The sequence below is a fragment of the Allobaculum sp. Allo2 genome, from assembly GCF_022701175.1.
Lineage (GTDB): Bacteria > Bacillota_I > Bacilli_A > Erysipelotrichales > Erysipelotrichaceae > Allobaculum > Allobaculum fili.
Genome location: NZ_CP078088.1, coordinates 583,210 through 603,236, shown reverse-complemented (window position 1 = coordinate 603,236; position 20,027 = coordinate 583,210). Strand labels below are relative to the sequence as shown.

Genomic DNA, 20,027 nt, shown 5'->3' with positions numbered 1-20,027 from the left:
TCTTCGTCTGTTCTTAATAACGCAGAGTGAAAACAGAGCCGGTCGGATCAGACTTTGGCATCCCCGGTTTCCGGATGGATCCAGCCCTGTGCGACGCAGTACTGGTAAATGCCGTCTTCTTCCACGCTCGGACAGATATCCTCCGCAATCACTTTAAGCGAGGGAGAGCCGTTAGCCATGGCGACGCCAAGTCCTACGGCTTCCAGCATCAGCCGGTCATTGTCCCCGTCGCCAAAGGCAGCCGCCTGTTCTCTGGTCAGACCGTAATGATCGAGCGCCTTCTGGACGCCGACGCCTTTTCCGCCGCTTGCCGGAATGATGTCGATCGCCCGGTCCCACCACGCCATCACTCTGGCGTTTTTCGTGTTTTTCATAATGGAGTCGTATTCGTCCTTGCGTCCGCCCGTCATGATCTGATAGACACACTTGCCTTTACGGTGTTTGTCAAAGTCCGGATCGGGAATCAGACGGGCTTTGCTGATGGCGTAGTAATCGCTCAGATCCTGGTCGGTGCCGTTGGCCATAATTTCTTCGGTTGTCGCCAGCGCAGCGGGCGTCCAATAGCCTGCGTATTGGCCAGAATTGTTTCCACATCATCGGGATCGAGCGGCGAGGAACAGATGACCTGACCGTCCCGATCGGTCGCGTAAGAGCCGTTAAAAGAAAGCAGGGCATCAAACTCTACGCCTTCAAACTTTGGAATCTGCATGGGCGAGCGGCCCCTACAGATGGCGATACGAACGCCTTCCTTTTGGAGCAGGCAAAGCGCTTCAACGGTGCGGGGGCTGATCACCTTCGTATTCATGTCGATCAGCGTGCCGTCAATATCAAAGAAAATCATTCGGATCTCGTCTGTATGCTTTTCTGCCTTCATCATTTTTTGCGCCTCCTCTTTTTTCTTCATTTTTCTTCTTTGCGCGTTTCGCGTTTCACGTCTTCACGAAATTCTCCCGCGTTCAGCGTAGTCCTGAAGCGGGCATTCTGTCCCTTTTTTCGCGTCCCTCCCTGTTTTTGCCTCGTTCTTCGGGAAAACGGATCCAGCGAAAAAGGTTTTCTGCATGTCCAGGGTAAAGACATGCGGAAAACCTTTGGGGTACCTGACTTTGTGTTTTGCCGGGAAATCCGTTTTAAAACCAAAGCGGCCAGAAAGGCGTCTGGAAAGGAGTATGGAGTCGATTCATCCGGCAAAAGCGAAAGCCTGTGGATATGGATCGCGCAGCGGCAGTACAAGTATGGGTGTTCTGCTGAAATCGCGTATCGTTTCGCGGTTTGTAAAGGAAATCTGCGGTTTGTACCGATTCGAAAGCCGGCAGCCTATTCGTCTTTCATGAGCAGAACCATGACGGCTTTCTGCGCATGGAGACGGTTTTCGGCTTCTTCAAAGATTCTCGTCCGCGTGTTCTTCGAAAACTTTTTCGGTAATTTCCTGACCGCGGTACGCCGGCAGGCAGTGCTGGATCATAACCGGACTCTTGGCGAGTTCGAGCAGTTCGTCGTTGACCTGATAGCCCTGGAACAGCTTCATGCGCTCTTCCTTTTCGGCTTCCATGCCCATCGACGCCCAGGTGTCGGTAAAGACGACATCCGCGTCCTTGACGGCTTCTTTTGGATCTTCAGTCAGCGTAAACTTGCCCGGGAATTCCTTCGCGAATTCCAGAACGGCTGGATCGGGCTGATGGCCTTTAGGCGAAGCGCACGCGACGTCCATGCCCATCTTCAGACCGCCGACGATCAGCGAGTTGGCCATGTTGTTGCCGTCGCCGATGTACGCCATTTTCAGGCCTTCAAACTTGCCGAACTTTTCGCGGATCGTCATCAGATCGGCGAGCACCTGGCAAGGATGGCAGTAGTCGGTCAGACCGTTAATAATGGGGATGGATCCATATTCAGCCAGATCTTCGACTTCTTTCTGCTCGTACGTACGAATCATGATACCGTCGAGATAGCGGGAAAGCACGCGGGCTGTATCCTGTACCGGTTCGCCGCGTCCGATCTGCAAGTCGTTGGAAGACAGGAACAGCGCCTGTCCGCCGAGCTGATGGACGCCGGTTTCAAAGGAAACGCGGGTTCTTGTGGACGATTTCTGGAAAATGAGTCCGACGGCTTTTCCTTTTAAGTAAGGATGTTCAATGCCGTGTTTCTTTTCGTATTTGAGCTGGTCGGCCAGATCGAGGATCCGAACGATTTCTTCAGCGGATAAGTCCTGGAGTTTTAACAGATGGTTCATGCGAGTACCTCTTTCATCACGTTGACGGCTTGGTCAATCTGTTCATCCGAAATAATGAGCGGCGGCAGCAGGCGGATGGTTCCTGCGCCGGCTTTTAAAGCGAGAAGGCCTTTTTCACGAAGTTTCGCAAGATCGTCGGCAATGGCTTCGGGTCCGACTTCAATGCCGATCATCAGTCCCATGCCGCGCACGTCCTGAATGTGATCGGAATCGATCGCTGAAATGGCCTGCATGAATTTATCGCCCTTGCGTTTCACATCGGCTAAAAATGCGGAATCGCCGACCTGGTCGAGGACCACGTTGGCTGCAGCCATGGCCAGTGCGTTTCCGCCAAAGGTCGTTCCATGATCGCCGGGCTGCAAAATATCGGCGGCTTTTTCGCCGGCAAGAAACGCGCCGGTCGGCACGCCGCCGCCAAGGCCTTTGGCGCACGAGACAAGATCAGGCTGAATGCCATACTGCTCATACGAGAAGAAGGTTCCCGTACGGCCGACGCCGGTCTGGATTTCATCAATGATCAGCAGGATATCTTTTTCCTTGCATAACGCTTCGACAGCTTTGACGTAGCCGGCATCGAGCGGGCGAACGCCGCTTTCGCCCTGAACGAGTTCCATCAGCACGGCGCATACCGTGTCGTCCATGGCGTCTTCCATCGCCGCCAGATCGTTGGCGTCGACGTATTTGAAGCCGGCGGTAAACGGGTAGAAGTTCTGGTGAAATTTATCCTGACCGGTCGCTTCGAGCGTGGCGATCGTGCGTCCGTGAAAGGAATTGTTCAGCGTAATGATCTGTACACGCTTTGGATCGCCGTATGTATCGATGCTGTACTTGCGGGCGGTCTTGATGACGCCTTCATTGGCTTCCGCACCGCTGTTGGCGAAGAAGACTTTCTTCAGGCCGGAAAGCTTAACGAGCTTCTGTCCGGCGTCGACGAGCGGCTTTGTATAGTACAGGTTGCTGGCCTGCATCAGGGTTCCCGCCTGATTGGCAATGGCTTTTACGAGTGCGGGATGATTGTGGCCGAGGCAGTTGACGCCGATGCCGGAATTCAGATCGAGGTACTCGTTCTGGTCAAGATCGTAGAGAAGGCAGCCTTCGCCGTGGTCGAGCACGATGGGAAAGCGGCCGTACGTATTCATGAAATGGGTCGATTCTGTTTCGATGATGGTCTGGGTATCGCTCATCTTTACACCTCTTCCTGGGAGAACATCGTTCCGATGCCTTCGTTGGTCAGCAGTTCAATCAAAATGGAATGGGGAATGCGGCCGTCGATAATGCTGGCGCGCTGAACCCCTGCCGTACGGCTTCCACGCAGCAGTCCACTTTCGGAATCATGCCGCCCGAAACCGCGCCGGTTGCCAGCATTGCCGGCACCTGCGAAACTTTCAGGGCCGGAATGAGGCTGTCCGGATCGCTGGGATCCGCCAGCAGACCGGAAATGTCGGTCAGTAAAATCAGCTTTTGGCATGGAGTGCGCCGGCCAGACAGCTGGCGGCGGTGTCCGCGTTGATGTTGTAGCTGTTGAGATCGTTCAGACCGGCAGCCACCGAGGAAATGACGGGGATGTAGCCGCCGTGAATGAGATCACGGACGATCTGACTGTTGACGGCTTTGATTTCCCCGACATAGCCGTATTCATCCCGGTCGAGCGGAACGGCCTGAAACAGATTGCCGTCCATGCCGCCAAGACCGATTCCCTTGCCTTCGAGCAGGGAAACGAGATCCTTGTTCACCTTGCCGCAAAGGACCATCTGCACGATGCCCATCGTATCTTCGCCGGTATATCGAAGCCCGTTGACAAAGCGGGATTCGATGCCGGTTTTCTTTAACATTTTTGAAATTTCCGGTCCGCCGCCATGAACGAGAACCACATGAATGCCGACCAGGTGCAGCATGAGCACATCCTGAATGACGGCCTTTTTGAGTTCTTCGTCAATCATGGCGTTGCCGCCGTATTTCACCACCACAATTTCGCCGTTGTATTCCTTTAAGTACGGCAGGGCTTCCGAAAGAATGGCGGCGCGGATCTGCGCGCTCATCATGAGCGGTAGTCTCCATTGATGTGTACGTATTCGTACGTGAGATCGCATCCCCAGCACGTCGCGCTCTCTTTTCCTTCGTGCAGATCGATCAGAATGACGATCTCATCGGGTTCAAGAATGTGAAGCGCCTTGTCTTCGTCAAAATCAAGGCCCTTGCCGTTTTCGCAGACCAGAATTTCGCCGTTTTTCGACGCGAAGGAAATGCTGACAAGAGACGGATCAAACTGCGCTTTGGAGTAGCCCATGGCACAGATCACGCGGCCCCAGTTGGCGTCCTTGCCAAACATGGCGGCTTTGAGCAGCGAACTGCAGGCCACCGAACGGGCGAGCGTTTCGGCCTGCTCTTCGGTTTTTGCGGTTCTGACTTCGACCGTAATCAGGCGGCTGGCGCCTTCGCCGTCCTTGGCGATCGCGATCGCCAGCTTCTGCATGACGTCAAAGAGCGCCTGCTTGAAGATCGCGTAGTCTTCATTTTCTTCGGTAATTTCGGCATTGCCGGCCATGCCGTTAGCCAGAACGATGCACATGTCGTTGGTGGACGTGTCGCCATCGACGCTGATCCGGTTAAACGTCTTTTTCACCACATCATGCAGCGCTTTGTCCAGCATAGGCGAAGCGATCTTTGCGTCGCTGGTCAGGAAGCATAACATCGTTCCCATATTGGGATGGATCATTCCGGATCCTTTGGCGATGCCGCCTAAATAGACGGTTTTTCCGTCGAGTTCAAATTCCACCGCGTATTCCTTCACGCGGGTATCGGTCGTCATGATCGCTTTCGCGCTGTCGGTAGAGTCATAGCCCAGCACGATTTTTCGGTACCGGCTTCAATTTTTTCGATCGGCAGTTCGACGCCGATGACGCCGGTCGAAGCGACCAGAACGTCTTCGGTTTTCAGACCGAGTTTTGCAGCAGCGGCCTGGGCCTGACGCAGCGCGTTTTCGGCACCGTTTTGCGCACAGGCGTTGGCATTGCCCGAGTTGACGGTAATGGCCTGTGCCGTTCCGCTGGCCAGATGCTGCATGTTGAGCAGCAGCGGCGCGGCTTTCACCTGATTGGTGGTGTAAACCGCCGCAGCTGTGCACGGGGTTTCGGACACGATCAGCGCGAGTTCCTTTTTCTGCGGATTATTGCGCAGCCCGCAGTGAATTGCGCCGGTCTGAAATCCCGCGGCTGCGGTAATTCCTTTGCGACTTTCCTTCATGTTTATCCCTTCTTCGCAGTTCTCCAGTATCTGGAAATATATGGAAACGAAATCCGTATCGGATTTCGCGTTTTTCTTAAAGATGCAGGCCTTTGTATTCGTCCAGGCCAAGCATGAGGTTCATGTTCTGAACCGCGGCACCGCTCGCCCCTTGCCGAGGTTGTCAAAGCGGGCGCTGAGCACATAGCCGGTTTCCGAAGATCCGTTGACAAAAATTTCCATGCCGTCTTTTCCGGCCAGCGTATTCGAGAACAGCGCGCCTTGCGGATCGCCGACCTGAATCTGGGAATCGCCGTACCAGTTTTTATACAGATCGAGCAGTTCCTGCAGACTGACAGATTTGGTCAGATCGTCCTTGCCGAGAAAGACCTGGGTGAGCATGCCTTTTTCATAGTCATCGACGATCGGTACAAAAAGCGGGGTCTGCTGCAGACCGCAGACGGCTTTCATTTCTGGAATGTGCTTATGGGCAAGTCCTAAAGCGTAGGGCTTCGGGCTGTTCATTTCGTCTTCTTTTTCGTTTTCGTAAGCGGCGATCATCGATTTTCCGCCGCCGCTGTAGCCGGTCAGCGAAAAGGACTTCAGCTGACTGTCCAGATTGAGCAGTCCGGATCTGGCGAGCGGATAAACCAGAGCGATAAAGCCGCTGGCGTGGCATCCGGGATTGGCCACTTTCTGCGCGCTCTGAATGGCTGCTTTATGCGCGGCCGAAAGTTCCGGAAAGCCGTACGCCCAGTCGGGCGAAGTGCGATGCGCGGTGGAGGCGTCAATGATTCGGGTATCGAGTCCTTCCATCAGCGAAACGGCTTCGATCGCTGCCGCATCGGGCAGGCAGAGAAAGACCAGATCGGCTTTTTCCATCAGACGCCGGCGTTCGCCGGGATCTTTCGTTTGTCTTCGGCGATGGTCAGCAGTTCCAGATCGTCGCGGTTTAAAATCCGCTCCTTAATCTGCAGCCCGGTCGTTCCGGCCTGGCCATCGATGTAAATTTTTGGTTTTTTCATACACGTACTGTTTTTTATCTTTTTCCCTGCTCAGAATACCGGCCTATGCATTTTGTGAACATCCGCTTTTTCAAAGGAGACATATATATTCCTGTTTTGCGGGATTTCACCGGTTCTGTATGGGCTGTCTTTTTCCCGTTTTTCCTGCACTTTTCAGGTGAATTTGCGGGGATGGAATCCTGCCTGTCCGGACTCTTTTCTGCCAGGCGTTCGAGCTCTTCCCTGTTCTTCCTATATATCTATATCCTTCTGTATCCTTTATATCTATATCCTTCTATATCCTTCTTTCTGCTTCCGATATATATGGAAAGATATCGAAAGACAGGCGGCACGCAGCGGTTGGATGGAGAGGAAAAATCATCGGAAACGTCGACCGCCGCGACAAGTTTCCTACTGGCGCGGCGGTCTGGCGTAAACATTTCCTTTCCAGAAGAAGCGCGTCTTTTTCCTTTGACGGCTTTCGCTCGGTCTGGAATTATTTCGAAGTTCTGACTTTGGACGTTTTGTGCGCGGCGACAAATTCCTTGGCTTTGGCGGACTGGTCGAGCACGTTTTCCTTGCACGGACCGCCGTACACTTTCCGATCGGCTACAGCCTTGTCGAGATCGATCGCCTGATAAAAGTCTTCGTCAAACAGATCGCAGAGCTTTTCGAGATCGTCGGGGCTGACCTGATCGAGGGTAAGGCCCTTGTCGATGCAGTCAGCGACGAGCGTACCGGTCAGTTTGTAGGCATCCCGGAAGGGCATGCCTTTTTGGCGAGGTAGTCAGCGCATTCCGTTGCGTTGATGAATCCGGCACTGGCGGCCTGTTTCATCTTGTCCTTGCGTACGCGCATCGTCTTTAACATGCCAGGCAGAACTTTCAGGCACATCTCGACGGTATCAACGGCGTCAAAGACGGCTTCCTTGTCTTCCTGCATGTCCTTGTTATAGGCGAGGGGCAGACCTTTCATGACCGTGAGCAGACCGATCAGATCGCCGTAAACCCGGCCGGTTTTGCCGCGGATCAGTTCGCACATGTCCGGATTTTTCTTCTGGGGCATGATCGAGCTGCCGGTGGAATAGGCGTCGTCGAGTTCGATGAATTTGAATTCCCAGGAGCTCCAGAGAATCATTTCTTCGCTCAGACGGCTCATGTGCATCATGAGGATGGAAAGATCGCTTAAAAATTCAATGCAGAAGTCCCTGTCGCTGACCGCGTCGATCGAGTTGGACATCGGCTTGGAAAAGCCAAGATGTGCGGCGGTAAATTCCCGATCGAGCGGGAACGTCGTTCCAGCCAGAGCGCCGGCGCCCAGCGGACATTCGTCCATGACGTCCAGCGCGTTTTCCAGACGGAGCGCGTCGCGGCGGAACATGTTGGCGTAGGCCATGAGCGTGTGCCCGAAGGTGATGGGCTGCGCTCTTTGAAGATGGGTATAGCCGGGTACGAGCGTATCGGCGTATTCGGCGGCCAGATCGGCCAGAACCGAAATCAGATTGAGCAGCGTGTCGTGAATTTCTTCGGCTTTGGAGACAACATACAGACGCATGTCGAGTGCGACCTGATCGTTGCGGCTGCGTCCGGTGTGGAGCTTTTTGCCGGTGTCGCCGATGGCGGCCGTCAGCAGCTGTTCCACGCATGTGTGAATGTCTTCATACTGGCTGGAAAATTCCACCTGACCGCTGTTCATTTTGTTGAGAAGATCGAGCAGGCCGTGATGAATGTCCTGCTTTTCCTCGTACGTGAGAATGCCCTGTTTTTCGAGCATGCAGCTGTGCACCAGGCTTCCAAGAATGTCCTGGGGATACAGCCGGGAATCAAAAGAAATGGAACTGTTGAAGTCGTTGGCGTCCGCGTCGGTTTCCTTGGAGATCCGACCCGCCCAGAGCTTACTCATTTATTCCACACTGGAGAAATGTTCTCCAGTTTCCTTTGCGAGCTGCTTGTCGTTGATGGCTCTTACCGCGATCGGCAGACCGAAGAGGTTGATGAAGCCGGCGGAATCGCTCTGGTCGTAGCAGTCATCTTCATCGAAGGTGGCCATGCCTGCGTTATAGAGGGAATACGGGGATGTTACTGATACCGGAATCATGTTACCTTTGTAGAGTTTGAGCGTAACGTCGCCGGTTACGGTTTCCTGCGTGGAATCGACGAAGGCGCTCAGCGCTTTGCGCAGCGGGGTGAACCAGAGGCCGTCGTAGACGAGTTCGCCGAATTTCTGCGCGACGATTTCCTTGAAATGCTTGGTGTTTTTGTCGAGGGTGATTTCCTCGAGCTTGTCGTGGGCTTTATACAGAATGGATCCGCCCGGCGTTTCGTATACGCCTCTCGATTTCATGCCGACCAGACGGTTTTCAACGATATCGAGAATGCCGATGCCGTTGGCGCCGCCGATTTCGTTGAGCTTGAGGATGATGTCCTTGGCGCTCATTTCTTCGCCATCCAGAGCGGTCGGTACGCCTTTTTCAAAATGGATGGTGACATTGGTCGGCGTATCCGGAGCCATTTCGGGGATACACCCATTTCGAGGAAGCCGGGTTTGTTGATTGGAGCTTCGTTGGCCGGATCTTCGAGGTCCAGACCTTCATGGGACAGATGCCAGAGGTTTTTATCTTTGGAGTAGTTGGTTTCCTTGCTGATTTTCAGAGGAATGTTATGCGCTTCGGCGTAGGCGATTTCCTTTTCCCGGCTGTTCAGATCCCAGAACCGCCATGGAGCGATAATATCGATTTCCGGAGCGAACGCCTTGATGGCCAGTTCAAACCGAACCTGGTCGTTTCCTTTACCGGTACAGCCGTGGCAGATGGCATCGGCGCCTTCGGCTTTGGCGATTTCCACAATCCGTTTGGCGATGATCGGTCTTGCGAAAGACGTTCCCAGCAAGTACTGTTCGTAGCTCGCGCCGGCTTTGAGGGACGGTACGATGTAGTCGTCTACAAAGGTGTCGGTCAGATCTTCAATATACAGTTTGGAGGCGCCGGTCTTGAGCGCTTTTTCTTCGAGGCCGTCGAGTTCGCCGCCCTGTCCGACGTTGCCGGATACCGCGATGACTTCGCAGTTGCCGTAATGTTCTTTCAGCCAGGGGATCAGAACGGAAGTATCCAGACCGCCGGAATAGGCGAGGACGATTTTCTTATACGTTTTGTTTTCGTTATGCAGGTTGCTCATGATTTTTCTCCTTGTTCGCTTTCGCTTTTGAATGGTCTGAGAAAGAATGAGAAGAAGATCCAGCAGATTTAAACGTTTATGTATGTATGGATTTTTCGTTTCGGATCTTGTTCTAAGCTGTGCGTATGTATGCGGCGAATGGCTGTTTCTCAGTGTGTGTCAGCCTTTCGCCGGCCTGAATTCAGGCATCGTCGGTCTTCCTGCATGAAATCGCCCCTTCCAAAAAAACGTCCTTTCGAATGAAAGGACGATAAGGATCGCGGTACCACCTGTCTTCCCTCTTTCTTGAAGAGGACACTCTCCCATAACGCCGGGTCGCGGGAACAGCTCGATTTCTGTCGCGGTTCCACTCACGGGCACGTTCGCTGCATTCCGGACGCTTCGTTTCACCAGGCCGAAGCTCTCTTTGGACCTTTCTGCAGGTACTATTTCCGATCACTGATTTGATATTCCGTATTCTACCCATTCCATTTTCGAATTCAATCCATTGAAACCGATTTGTTTCTCTTTCTGAAAAAATGCATGAAAACGAGAATATTTCCCGGCATTTTTCTGAAAATTCCTCTTGACGGCCCGAAAAAGAGGTTTTCTTGCGAAGAGTAAAACGATTCGTATTACTTACGCGATAAAAAGACACGGATTTTGAAATTCAACGCTTCCAAACCGTGTCCTCGTTTTTGAAACTTCTATTGTTCTTCGAATTTTGTCCGTTTTCTTTTTCAGGCTTTGACGCAGCCGTTCCTGCCTTGTCCGGGTTGTCGACCGATGAATCAGAGCTCTTTTCGTCCGAATCCAAATGGGCAGGCAGCGCAATAAACAGACAGATCAGCAGCAGTCCAGCGCTGATCAGCGAAACATAATGATTGAGATACGGACAGAGCAGTGCGCCGATCACGATGCCGAGAAAGTAGGAAATGACCAGAACAAAATAGAGCAGCGCGCGAAACGCGTCTTCCCTATCCTTTTTCTGCAAATACCGTGTCAGGTGCACAAACGTGTTCTGAAAGCCGCTGTTGATGACGACCGTCGCCATCGGATTGCTTCGAATCCGCTTGAAAATAATCGTCTGCAGTCCGCAGCACAAGCCGAAAATCGGATTGGCCAGTGCGTTCCAGGAATCCGGAAGAAACGTGGCGACAATGATCAGAACGATTTCGATCAGAAACTGAATTCTTCGCCATTGCCGATACCCCGGCTTGTCGTGATAATGTTCGGCAATGACAATTCCAGCCGCAAACATCAGCGGCGGAAAAAGATACTTGGTCACGTTGCCAAATTCGCCTTTGGCCAGATCGAGTCCTAAATAGAGCAGGTTGCCGCTCTGACTGCTCGCGAAAACATGCCCGCGCGTCACGTACGTGCAGGCGTTGAGAATGCCGATACCAAGCGTTAAAAGCAGGCCGACGCGCAGCGATTCTTCCCGTTCATCCTTATCGTTTTCGACCAGTTCTCCGATCAGATCCTGTGGATAGTCCATACCTGTATTATCCGACGCGAGCCGCAGGCAAGCCGGCAGATGCCCGAGGCGAACGCTGCGGATTCAGGGTCGCTGGACACAAGCCGTCCCGCTGGCGTTTTTCTCGCCGGGTTTCTTTTTGCGATTGTGTTTATCCGTTTCAGGATATTTGAACGAAGATAACGATCACTCTTTTCTTGAGAAAAAGCCGGAAAAGCGCCCTTGGTTTCGCCGGAAAACCAGACGGTCAACACTTGAAAAATGCCTGAAGAATTGGGCGGAGTCTTCCTGCCCGTCTTTTCCTTTGGCGCATTTTGTTGCATAATGATGCATATTTGCACAGCGTAAAAGGCTTTGTTTATCGCAGATCAAACGCTTTCTGTATTCGTTGTGTGCAATTGTCGTGAAACAGAAGATTTCGCTTTGGAAAGGGATTTTTCATGTCCGTAACGATACGCGATGTTGCCCGCGTCGCCGGCGTTTCCGCCTCGACCGTCAGCCGCACCATTCGAAACAATCCGGCCATTTCGGAGACCACCAAGGAAAAGGTGCGCAAAGCCATGGAAAAAGTCGGCTACTCCGCACCAGCAAGCGCTTCAACGCTGGTCCAGAACAAGCCGCTTGTCGAAGTCGGCATCATTCTTCCGCCTTCCGCTGCGGATACGTACAACAACCCGTTCTTTCTGGAAGTCATCCGCGGCATCAGCGAGTACTGCAACCAGAACGAAGCGGTCTCCTTACTGTTAACCGGCCGGGATGATCAGGAAGTCATCGAAGCGATCCTTTCCCTTTCCGCGAGCAGCCGCCTTTCCGCCTTCATTCTTCTGTTTTCCCGCGCCGATGATCCCATCGTCGACAAGCTGACCGAAGAAGGCTACGACTACGTGCTGATCGGCTCTCCGCAAAGCCGCAGTTCGCAGACCGTCAGCGTCGACAACGACAACATCGAAGCCGGCAGCAGCGCTGCACGCTATTTGTATGGGCTTGGCCATCGCCGCTTCGCGTTTATCGGCTCCCCGTTCGAGCATCTGTTTTCTGCATCGCGCAAAAACGGTGTGCTTCTCTTTCTTCAGCAGGCTGGCATCGAGGCGCAAAACATGCATTTGATCGAAATGGAACACGGCGATCCCGAAGGGCTTGAAGAAATCGGCCGCCTGCTCGCGCTTTCCAAAGACAAACGGCCAACGGCCTTTGTGACAAGCGACGACCTGCACGCGATGGCCCTTCGCCAGAAAGCCGCGGAAGCCGGCCTTTCCATTCCAGACGATCTGTCCATCGTTTCCTTTAACAATTCCATTTTCGCGACGCTCACCTCCCCGCGTCTGACGTCCATCGACGTTCATCCGCTCCAGCTTGGCCGCGAAGCCGCCGCGCAGGCGATTTTACGGGCGCGCACGCCGCAGTCCATGGCCAGCAAGACCCTCGTTCCGTTCGTGCTCGTCGAGCGCGAAAGCTGTGCTCCAGCCAAATCCTGATTTTCTCCAAAAATATAAACCGCACAAAAAGCCGTTCGAACGTCCCGCTCCCCAATTCAGGGGACGGTAAAGTTCGAACGGCTTTGATTTTGGATTTATGAATTTTCTGGTGTCTGCTTTGCGGGCGGTTTTCGCCTGTCGGCTTTATTCGTGCGCACCGCGCGAGTCGTCAATTTCAACGAGCAGGCCGTAATGGTCGGAAAGAACAGGCTCCTTCTCTCCGTTAAAGACGACGCGGCTTTCTGTGACGTTTTCCTTATGGCCTGCCCAGATCTGATCGATCCGTTTTGGACCGCTTTGCGGCTGGTTTTCCCAGCCGTCAATGACGCCGCCTACCGTATAGCCGGCATCTTTCTTTTTGCCAGCACGTACGTATCGAAATAGCCGCTCTGGCGGACGAGATCGGCCGATTCGCCCGGCAAAAACGCATCCGAATTGAAATCGCCCAGTAAATACACCGGCGAATCTTTCGAATGTTTCTCCAGCTGGGGCAGAAGACGCTGCCACTGCAGAGCGAACGGTTCATGCGGATCGTTCCACCAGGAGAGGTGGATGGAATAAAACCAGCCGTCTTCGGTCTGTACGCCCAGAATTCGGCGGGTACGAAAATCCGTATACGTATCGATTTTCGATGCCAGCAGATTTTCCGTCTTCAAAATTTTCTTACGGCTGAAAATAGCCAGCCCTTCGTCGTAGCGGTCGTAGCCGATTTTCATGGGCAGCCAGGCCCATTCGTAATGGAGGCCGGCTTTGACCAGCCGTCTGGCCAGCGCCAGACCGTGGTTGTCTTCGCGAAGAATCGCCTGTTCCGGCTTCCAGACCAGTGCGCAGACAAGATCGTCTGCCGCAGGAGCATCCATATTCTGGTTGACTTCCTGCAGGGCGATAATATCCGGCTGTTCGTTTTCAATCCAGGCGCAGAAGAGATCCTGTTTTTGCGCCATGTTTGTTTCCTGAAGCGAATGCGTATTGAGGGTGAGCAGTTTCATAGCTCTCTCCTTTCCATTTTTCAAGAGATTCAGACTGGAATTTTGCGTGGTGTGAATTCTGGACGGCTCTGGCCTTCGCATTTCCTAGTCTGTAAGGACGCTTCTTCTCTTTCGATTGTAAGAAGACGAAAGGGGAATCGAAACGCAAGGACGACAAAATTTGTCGATGCCTTTAAAAGAAACGGGCTAAAGCCGTGAAAAAGGGAGCAGCCGCAATGGATCTGCTCCCTTGATTCTTCCCTTGCCGGCCATACAGCCGGTCCTCTTTTCGTAAACTCAGACTCCTCGAGGAGGCGAGGCAGATCTGACCGCGTGTGCAGATACGGATGGAGGTTTAGAGAATGTCGTTAATATCGGATTTCAGCACGTCGGCTTTTGGTCCGTAGACCGCCTGAATGCCGTTGTCTTTTTGACCAGGCCCATGGCGCCTTCGGCTTTCCATGCCGGAAGATCCGCCACTTTTTCCACGTCTTTTACCGTAACGCGCAGACGCGTCATGCAGGCATCGACGAGAACGATGTTGTCGCGGCCGCCCAGCAGCGCAATGATTCGCTCCGGCTGCGACTGGCCGCCTTCGGACTTGGACGTCTCCGAAGAACTCGAAGAAGACGCGCTCGTATCGTCATCGTCTGTGGTGTAGTTGCCGTTGCGGCCTGGCGTAGCGTAGCTGAACTTGCCGATCATCCAGTAAGCGACAAAGTAGCCGATTCCGAAGAAGACGATGCAAGCGATGATGAAGTTGATGATATCGCCGCCAAGACCCGCCTGAATGGACATCGGGGTACGCATGAGGAATTCCAGATTTCCAAAGGAATGGAGACGCAGATGGAAGATACCCGCCAGCGCGAACGCACAGCCCTGCAAAATCGCGTAAACGATGTAGAGAGGAATAGCGCAGAACATGAACATGAATTCCAGCGGTTCGGTAACGCCGGTCAGGAAGACGGCGAGAACGATGGAAATGAACATGGAACGGTATTTTTCTTCTTGTCCGGATCGACACGGCGATACATCGCCAGAGCGATACCGAGCAGCAGACCGGTTGCACCGATCATCTGGCCGACTTTGAAACGTGCCGGGGTAACCGTCGTGAGCAGTTCATTGTAGGCTGCTATATTGCCGGCGTTTTTATAGTTGATGAGGTCATTGACCCAGGCCAGCCACAGAGGATCCTGTCCGTAAACGGCGGTTCCCGCCTGTGCGCCGGTAGCAATGACATAGGTCCCGCCAAACGACGTGTAGTTCATCGGAATCGTTAACATGTGATGCAGACCAAACGGCAGCAGCAGACGTTCGAGCGTTCCGTAAATGAACGGCGCAAGAATCGGCGAAGTTTCCGAAGACGTCGCGATCCATTCTCCGAAGCTGTTGATGCCCAGCTGAACCATCGGCCAGAAAATCGAAAGAATCAGCGCGATGATGACGGACCATACGATGACAACGAGCGGTACGAAGCGCTTGCCGTTAAAGAAGGCCAGGGCATCCGGAAGTTTGCGGTAGTTGTAGTACTTGTTGTAAATGATGGCGCCCGCGAAACCGGAAATCATACCGATGAACACACCCATGTTCAGCGCCGGCGCGCCGAGAATGTTGACGAAGTAGTTGGCGACGGGCATCGGCTGTCCAAACAGCGTATGCGTGATCGCATTCGGGTCCGCTAACATGTCGGTCGTGACACCGAAAATCTGACCGGTGATGTTGTTGATCAGGATGAAGGCGATAACCGCCGCGAACGCGCCACCGGCTCTTTCCTTCGCCCAGCTGCCGCCGATGGCGACGGCGAAAAGCAGATGCAGGTTGTTAATGATGGCCCAGCCGATGTTTTCCATGACCATACCAATCGTGGTGACGAGGGTAATATCGCCGGCCATCATGCCGACCAGCTTGCCAAGGAAATCATCAGACCGGCTGCCGGCATCACGGCGATGACGACCATCAGCGCCTTGCCGAATTTCTGAAGCAGGTCGAAGTTGATTTTGAATTTGAATTTTTCTTTTTGGACGAATCGGATTGATCCGCTTTGCCTTTGGAAGACTTGGACGTGTTTTCCGTTTTATCCCCTTTTTGTCGGCTTTTTCAGCGTCCTTTTTCTCGTCTTTTCCAGACGCCGGCTTTGTGTCGGCTTCCGGCGCTTCTTCTTTAGCCGGTTCTTCAATGGTGAGAATCGTTTCTTCTCCGCCTTTGACTTTGCCTTCCCGAACGGTGATTACCGCGTCTTTGGGGGTGCTTGTTAATACGATGGCGGTAATGGGGTTGAGGTTTTTCGACTTGAGAAGTTCAAGATCCACCTCGGCAACCGGTTCGCCTTTTCTGACCTTGGATCCGGCTTCCTTGAGAACTTTGAACGCAGCGCCGTCCAGTCCGACGGTTTCGAGTCCGACATGGACCAGAACTTCCGTTCCATCCTCCGCTTTAAATCCGTACGCATGCAGGGTCGGTGCGATCATAGTCAGTTCGCCGTCAACGGGAGCAACGATGGTTCCGTTATCCGGAATTACCGCGGCGCCGTCGCCCATCATCTTCCCGGAGAAGATGGGATCGGGCACTTCCGTAATCTGAACGGCTGTACCGCTCAGCGGCGAGACGATCTGGATCGAAACCGGCTTTTTGTTTTCGCTCATAGGGCCTCCTTTTTCTCTTTCCTGATCTGTGCAATGCCTCGTTTGCATCAATGCGTTTTCCATACCTGTTTTTATGCAACATTGTGCAATTAACAATGCAAATTATAGCGTAAATATCGGGTTTTGAAAGCGCAAAACAAGATATTTCCGGGTAAATTCCGTGATTTTAATGGTTTTGTCCCGTATTCAGAGCGATAGGTTTCGGGCTTTATGCGAATCGCGCATGTTGCACGATCTGTTTGCACAAACAAGGCAGGCGCTTTGAGCGGATCTGGGTCACAGCAGGCTTACTCTATTCTCAGAATCATTCTTTTCCTGCCCGGATGGCGAGCCTGTTTTTCTGTGCGCCCACGGACGGGTTTCCCTTTCCCCAGCCTTTTTGGCTTGCGTTCTGATCGCGCGGATTAGCGTTTTTCTGGCGCTGTCCTTTGTTTTCTTACTCCATCGACAGATGCCCTCGGGCGGTCGAAACCGGGGAATACGCAAAAAGAATGATATATTTTTTTCAACAGGCTTATGCCATCCTGCTTCCCGTTTTCGTTTCTGCCCTTTTCTTTCGAAGAAATTCATCCCCGAACTGGCGCAGAACGTTTTTCGATCTCTTCGAAAGGAGCCGCTTTATGCATACCGTTTCCCAGTCTTTTTCCCTGTTCAGAGAGCGATTGCGCGCCAATCGTCTGATCGCGTATTCTCTGCGCCATTCTTCCCTGCTTCTCGAACTGCTTCTGACTTTTTCCTTTTCACATCGTGGATGGGTTTCGTGATCGTATCGGCCCAGGGCGCCGCCTCGTATTCGCGCGGCTTTGATCTGTTCTTTACGATTTTGCGCTACGGAGGCTATGTGCTGATGCTTGGCGCGGCGCTGCTCAGTCTTACCTTGTCGAAGCGACGGCAAAATCCCATCGTCGTCTGGACGGTTCTGATCGTCAGCGTTCTGGTCTTTCTGTTTTCGCGAAGTACAGAATTTGCGATTCTGACCTTGTATCTGTTCGCGTTTCGCTCCCTCAGCCTCCGGCGCGGTCTGCGCGTGTATTTACTCGTGCTGACTACGGTATTAGGGCTCGTTCTCGCATTGAGCGTTTTGCACGTCTTTCCCGATGTGATCATGGATACGGAGCGTTCCCGTCATGCCCTCGGCTTTGCGTGGGTCAGCACAGCGCCGGTTCTCTTTCTGTTTCTTCTGATTGCGCTGCTGCTCTGCGATTTGCGCGCGCTCAACACGACGGCGCTTATGGCGCTTGCGGGCATGAGCGTTCTGTTCTATTTCCTGACCGATACGCGCTTTGCGTTTCTTCTTTCCCTGCTTCTGCTTATTCTGATTGGGCTGCTGCAGTCGCATCCGGCCTGGTTTTCGTTCATGCATAAACGCTGGTTTGGAATCTGTCTGGCGCTTTTGCCGGTCGTTCTGGCAATCGTGGCGCTGGGACTTATGCTGGCGTATACGCCCGGGCAGCCGTTCTGGGAAAGTCTGAACGGACTGCTTTCCGGCCGTCTGGCCAATGCGCGCACCGCGTTCGATCAGTACGGTCTGTCTCTTGCCGGAAAGCACATTGTCTGGCAGGAAACGGACCGGCCACGACTGCGGGCGACACGTATTTGTATGTCGACTGCTCGTATCTGAATATTTTGCTGAACTTTGGCGTTCTTGAATGGCTGCTCGTGCTGGGATGCTGCTCGTGCATCGCCTGGCAGGCGTACCGCAAGAAAAATGTTCCGCTGATGATCGCGCTCTTTATTGTGTACTGCTTCTCGTTTAATGAAGTCCGCCTGTTAAATCCGGTGTTCAACCCCTGCTTCTGTACGCCAGTCACCTGCTCAGTCAGCCGTTTTCCCATTTGAGCCGCTGGTTTGCTTCGCATTTCAAAACGCGCCTGAAAACTGCCCGAGCCGCGCATACTTCGGTTCACGAAGCGTCCGAAGACGCCTTTGAAGCGGACGGACACAGCGAGAAGATCCGCAAAGTATCTTCGAAAGCGACGCTGCGTTCATCCAGGCCGGCGGCTTCGACTGCAGGAAAAGGAGGGCCCACGTATGGCGCGTTCTCATCCTGAACAGACGATCGCCGTCGTGGTCACCTACAATCGAAAGGCGCTGCTTGTGGAATGTCTGAATGCCCTTCTCGCGCAAAGTCATCCGTGTTCGATTCTGATTGTCGATAACGCATCGACCGATGGAACCAAAGACACCGTGCATGCCTGGAAAAATGATCCGAAAACTTTAGCTTGCCAGAAAAGCCGCAATCTTCAGATCGTCTATCATCGCCTTGACGAAAATATCGGCGGTGCCGGCGGTTTTTGCGAAGGGCTGCGGCAGGCCGTTTTGATGGGCTATTCCTGCGTCTGGGGAATGGACGATGACGCCATTCCGGGCCCCGATGCGCTGGCCGCTCTGCTCGCCTTTGGCAAAGCGCACCCGGATTTTGGCTTTCTCGCCTCCAAAGTGCTCTGGAAAGACGGATCGTACTGCCGTATGAACGAACCCAAATTCATCGAGGGAAAGCAGTCCGACGAAATGGACCGGCCGATCCGGCAGGCTTCCTTCGTTTCCTTTTTCCTGCGGGCTCAGGTCATTGAAGCGATCGGTCTGCCCCTGAAAGATTTCTTCATCTGGGGCGACGATGTCGAATACACCAGACGGATCAGCGCAAGCTATCCGTGCTGGTACGTTCCCGAAAGTGTCGTCATTCATAAATGCGCCGACAATGTCGGCTCCGATATCAGCCGGGCTTCACATGACCGGCTGGATCGCTATCGCTATGCGTATCGTAATGAGGTGTATATTGCGAGACAGGAAGGCTTTTCGCGCAAGCTGTATCAGATGGCGAAAATTTGCCTGCACACTGCACGGGTTCTTCTCCATGCTCCCGATCATAAAAAGAGAGGCTGGCCATCATCTGGTCTGCCTCGAAATCCGGCCTGCATTTTTCCCCACGAAAGGAGACTGTGAATGATCCGCGTACTTGAAGTCTTTCGCGAACCGATTGCCAACGGCGGTCAGGAAAGCTATTTAATGAACATGTACCGCCACATCGACCGAAACAAAGTCCAGATGGATTTTTCACGCCCTTTACCGTCGATAATCTGGCGCTCCAGAAGGAAATGGAATCCATGGGGGCGCACGTCTTTGCGGCCGGACATCCCTTTGGCGAACACAACAACGCGGTTTTCAAATCGTCTTTAGAGACGTTTTTAAAAGAACATCACTATCCTATCGTTCACTTTCATTCCGGCAGCACGTACGCCCTGATGGAAGGCTCCAAGCTGGCCCGAAAAGCCGGCGTGCCCAACGTCTTTGTCCACTCGCACTGCGGCGGCTTTGACAATCTCAAGTACCGCGTCATCAAGACGATCTCGATTCCGTACCTGCTCAAATACCCCACCAAATATCTGGCCTGTTCGGATCTGGCGGCCCGCTGGAAATTTCCGCCGTCCATCATTCGAAACCATCAGTACACCGTGGTAAAAAACGCAGTAGACCTGAACGAATTCCACTTTGAACCCGCCTGGGGAAAGGAAATCCGCAAGGAGCTGCACATCGATCCCGGCACGCTGGTCATCGGCCACGTGGGACGGTTCAGCGTCCAGAAAAATCACCCGTTTCTGATCGAAGTGTTCGAACAGATTCATCAGCGCCGCCCCGATTCTGTCCTGCTTCTGGCCGGTCAGGGCGAAACGATGGACGAAATCCGTCAGCTTGTCTCGCAAAAAGGATTAGACGATGCCGTGAAATTTCTTGGGATTCGTAAAGACATCGCCCATCTGATGAATGCGATGGACGTTTTTGTCCTTCCCTCCTTTTTGAAGGACTTCCCGTCGTCGGCGTCGAAGCACAGTGCACCGGTCTGCCCGTCGTAACGTCCA

General features: G+C 53.3%; 21 protein-coding genes, 2 pseudogenes and 1 other annotated feature. Of the genes and pseudogenes, 7 read left to right on the top strand and 16 right to left on the bottom strand.

Annotated features, from left to right (window positions below):
• Positions 1 to 47: 47 nt before the first annotated feature.
• The 9 genes and pseudogenes from KWG61_RS15915 to KWG61_RS03560 form a co-directional block, all read right to left on the bottom strand.
• Complete coding sequence (locus KWG61_RS15915; protein WP_256460776.1) at positions 48 to 524, bottom strand: HAD hydrolase family protein; 477 nt, start codon at positions 522 to 524, stop codon at positions 48 to 50.
• Positions 497 to 877, bottom strand: coding sequence for an HAD family hydrolase (locus KWG61_RS15910; RefSeq protein WP_256460775.1), 381 nt, complete (start codon positions 875 to 877; stop codon positions 497 to 499). Before KWG61_RS15910 ends, KWG61_RS15915 begins: the two co-directional genes overlap by 28 nt.
• Positions 878 to 1,378: 501 nt before the next feature.
• The gene (gene argF, locus KWG61_RS03585) at positions 1,379 to 2,227 is read right to left on the bottom strand and encodes an ornithine carbamoyltransferase (protein ID WP_242744960.1); all 849 of its coding nucleotides are present in this window, start codon (positions 2,225 to 2,227) and stop codon (positions 1,379 to 1,381) included.
• Positions 2,224 to 3,411: an aspartate aminotransferase family protein gene (locus KWG61_RS03580; RefSeq protein WP_230266558.1), complete on the bottom strand. Its 1,188-nt coding sequence runs from the start codon at positions 3,409 to 3,411 to the stop codon at positions 2,224 to 2,226. Before KWG61_RS03580 ends, argF begins: the two co-directional genes overlap by 4 nt.
• A 58-nt stretch (positions 3,412 to 3,469) precedes the next feature.
• Positions 3,470 to 4,167: pseudogene (argB, locus tag KWG61_RS03575) on the bottom strand (acetylglutamate kinase).
• Positions 4,168 to 4,265: 98 nt separating this feature from the next.
• Positions 4,266 to 5,075 carry a bifunctional glutamate N-acetyltransferase/amino-acid acetyltransferase ArgJ gene (gene argJ, locus KWG61_RS03570; RefSeq protein ID WP_367614253.1) on the bottom strand — a complete coding sequence of 270 codons (810 nt, stop codon included), beginning with the start codon at positions 5,073 to 5,075 and terminating at the stop codon, positions 4,266 to 4,268.
• Entirely contained in the window at positions 5,033 to 5,470 is a 438-nt protein-coding gene (locus KWG61_RS17030; protein ID WP_367614252.1) for a bifunctional ornithine acetyltransferase/N-acetylglutamate synthase, read from the bottom strand. The genes argJ and KWG61_RS17030 overlap by 43 nt, the downstream gene beginning before the upstream one ends.
• Before the next feature lie 120 nt (positions 5,471 to 5,590).
• Positions 5,591 to 6,331, bottom strand: coding sequence for an N-acetyl-gamma-glutamyl-phosphate reductase (argC, locus tag KWG61_RS03565; protein WP_242744959.1), 741 nt, complete (start codon positions 6,329 to 6,331; stop codon positions 5,591 to 5,593).
• On the bottom strand, positions 6,331 to 6,474 hold the full coding sequence (locus KWG61_RS03560) for a hypothetical protein (RefSeq protein ID WP_242744958.1): 144 nt from the start codon (positions 6,472 to 6,474) through the stop codon (positions 6,331 to 6,333). The genes argC and KWG61_RS03560 overlap by 1 nt, the downstream gene beginning before the upstream one ends.
• Positions 6,475 to 6,528: 54 nt before the next feature.
• Here KWG61_RS03560 and KWG61_RS03555 point away from each other — a divergent pair, with 54 nt between their 5' ends.
• Positions 6,529 to 6,966: a hypothetical protein gene (locus tag KWG61_RS03555; protein WP_242744957.1), complete on the top strand. Its 438-nt coding sequence runs from the start codon at positions 6,529 to 6,531 to the stop codon at positions 6,964 to 6,966.
• Here KWG61_RS03555 and KWG61_RS03550 read toward each other — a convergent pair.
• From KWG61_RS03550 to KWG61_RS03535, 4 genes and pseudogenes are all read right to left on the bottom strand, one after another.
• Positions 6,950 to 7,222, bottom strand: a complete 273-nt coding sequence (locus KWG61_RS03550; protein WP_242744956.1) for a hypothetical protein — start codon at positions 7,220 to 7,222, stop codon at positions 6,950 to 6,952. The genes KWG61_RS03555 and KWG61_RS03550 overlap by 17 nt on opposite strands.
• The gene (gene argH / locus KWG61_RS03545; RefSeq protein ID WP_242744955.1) at positions 7,195 to 8,355 is read right to left on the bottom strand and encodes an argininosuccinate lyase; all 1,161 of its coding nucleotides are present in this window, start codon (positions 8,353 to 8,355) and stop codon (positions 7,195 to 7,197) included. Before argH ends, KWG61_RS03550 begins: the two co-directional genes overlap by 28 nt.
• Positions 8,356 to 9,626, bottom strand: a pseudogene (locus KWG61_RS03540) (argininosuccinate synthase).
• Positions 9,627 to 9,866: 240 nt separating this feature from the next.
• Positions 9,867 to 10,074: a binding site (T-box leader), on the bottom strand.
• A gap of 201 nt (positions 10,075 to 10,275) precedes the next feature.
• Positions 10,276 to 11,103 (bottom strand): YoaK family protein, encoded by an 828-nt coding sequence (locus KWG61_RS03535; protein ID WP_230266551.1) that lies wholly within the window; start codon positions 11,101 to 11,103, stop codon positions 10,276 to 10,278.
• Positions 11,104 to 11,522: 419 nt separating this feature from the next.
• On the opposite strand from KWG61_RS03535, the gene KWG61_RS03530 reads away from it, so the two are divergent.
• On the top strand, positions 11,523 to 12,557 hold the full coding sequence (locus KWG61_RS03530) for a LacI family DNA-binding transcriptional regulator (RefSeq protein ID WP_230266550.1): 1,035 nt from the start codon (positions 11,523 to 11,525) through the stop codon (positions 12,555 to 12,557).
• Positions 12,558 to 12,889: 332 nt separating this feature from the next.
• Here the strand turns inward: KWG61_RS03530 and KWG61_RS03525 are convergent, their stop codons facing one another.
• The 3 genes from KWG61_RS03525 to KWG61_RS03515 all read right to left on the bottom strand — a co-directional run bounded on the left by KWG61_RS03525 (position 12,890) and on the right by KWG61_RS03515 (position 16,167).
• Positions 12,890 to 13,546 carry an endonuclease/exonuclease/phosphatase family protein gene (locus KWG61_RS03525; protein ID WP_242744954.1) on the bottom strand — a complete coding sequence of 219 codons (657 nt, stop codon included), beginning with the start codon at positions 13,544 to 13,546 and terminating at the stop codon, positions 12,890 to 12,892.
• Positions 13,547 to 13,906: 360 nt separating this feature from the next.
• A complete protein-coding gene (locus KWG61_RS03520; RefSeq protein ID WP_242744953.1) occupies positions 13,907 to 14,515 on the bottom strand; it encodes a glucose PTS transporter subunit EIIB in 609 nt (202 codons plus the stop codon).
• Positions 14,482 to 16,167, bottom strand: a complete 1,686-nt coding sequence (locus KWG61_RS03515) for a glucose PTS transporter subunit IIA (RefSeq protein WP_242744952.1) — start codon at positions 16,165 to 16,167, stop codon at positions 14,482 to 14,484. The genes KWG61_RS03520 and KWG61_RS03515 overlap by 34 nt, the downstream gene beginning before the upstream one ends.
• Positions 16,168 to 16,787: 620 nt before the next feature.
• Here KWG61_RS03515 and KWG61_RS03510 point away from each other — a divergent pair.
• The 5 genes from KWG61_RS03510 (at position 16,788) to KWG61_RS03490 (ending at position 20,021) form a co-directional block, all read left to right on the top strand.
• A complete protein-coding gene (locus KWG61_RS03510; protein ID WP_242744951.1) occupies positions 16,788 to 16,931 on the top strand; it encodes a hypothetical protein in 144 nt (47 codons plus the stop codon).
• Complete coding sequence (locus tag KWG61_RS03505) at positions 16,928 to 17,788, top strand: hypothetical protein (protein ID WP_242744950.1); 861 nt, start codon at positions 16,928 to 16,930, stop codon at positions 17,786 to 17,788. The genes KWG61_RS03510 and KWG61_RS03505 overlap by 4 nt, the downstream gene beginning before the upstream one ends.
• Positions 17,764 to 18,006: a hypothetical protein gene (locus KWG61_RS03500; protein WP_242744949.1), complete on the top strand. Its 243-nt coding sequence runs from the start codon at positions 17,764 to 17,766 to the stop codon at positions 18,004 to 18,006. The genes KWG61_RS03505 and KWG61_RS03500 overlap by 25 nt, the downstream gene beginning before the upstream one ends.
• A 192-nt stretch (positions 18,007 to 18,198) precedes the next feature.
• A complete protein-coding gene (locus KWG61_RS03495; RefSeq protein ID WP_242744948.1) occupies positions 18,199 to 19,113 on the top strand; it encodes a glycosyltransferase family 2 protein in 915 nt (304 codons plus the stop codon).
• Between the two features lie 152 nt (positions 19,114 to 19,265).
• Positions 19,266 to 20,021, top strand: coding sequence for a glycosyltransferase (locus KWG61_RS03490; RefSeq protein ID WP_242744947.1), 756 nt, complete (start codon positions 19,266 to 19,268; stop codon positions 20,019 to 20,021).
• Positions 20,022 to 20,027 lie beyond the last annotated feature (6 nt).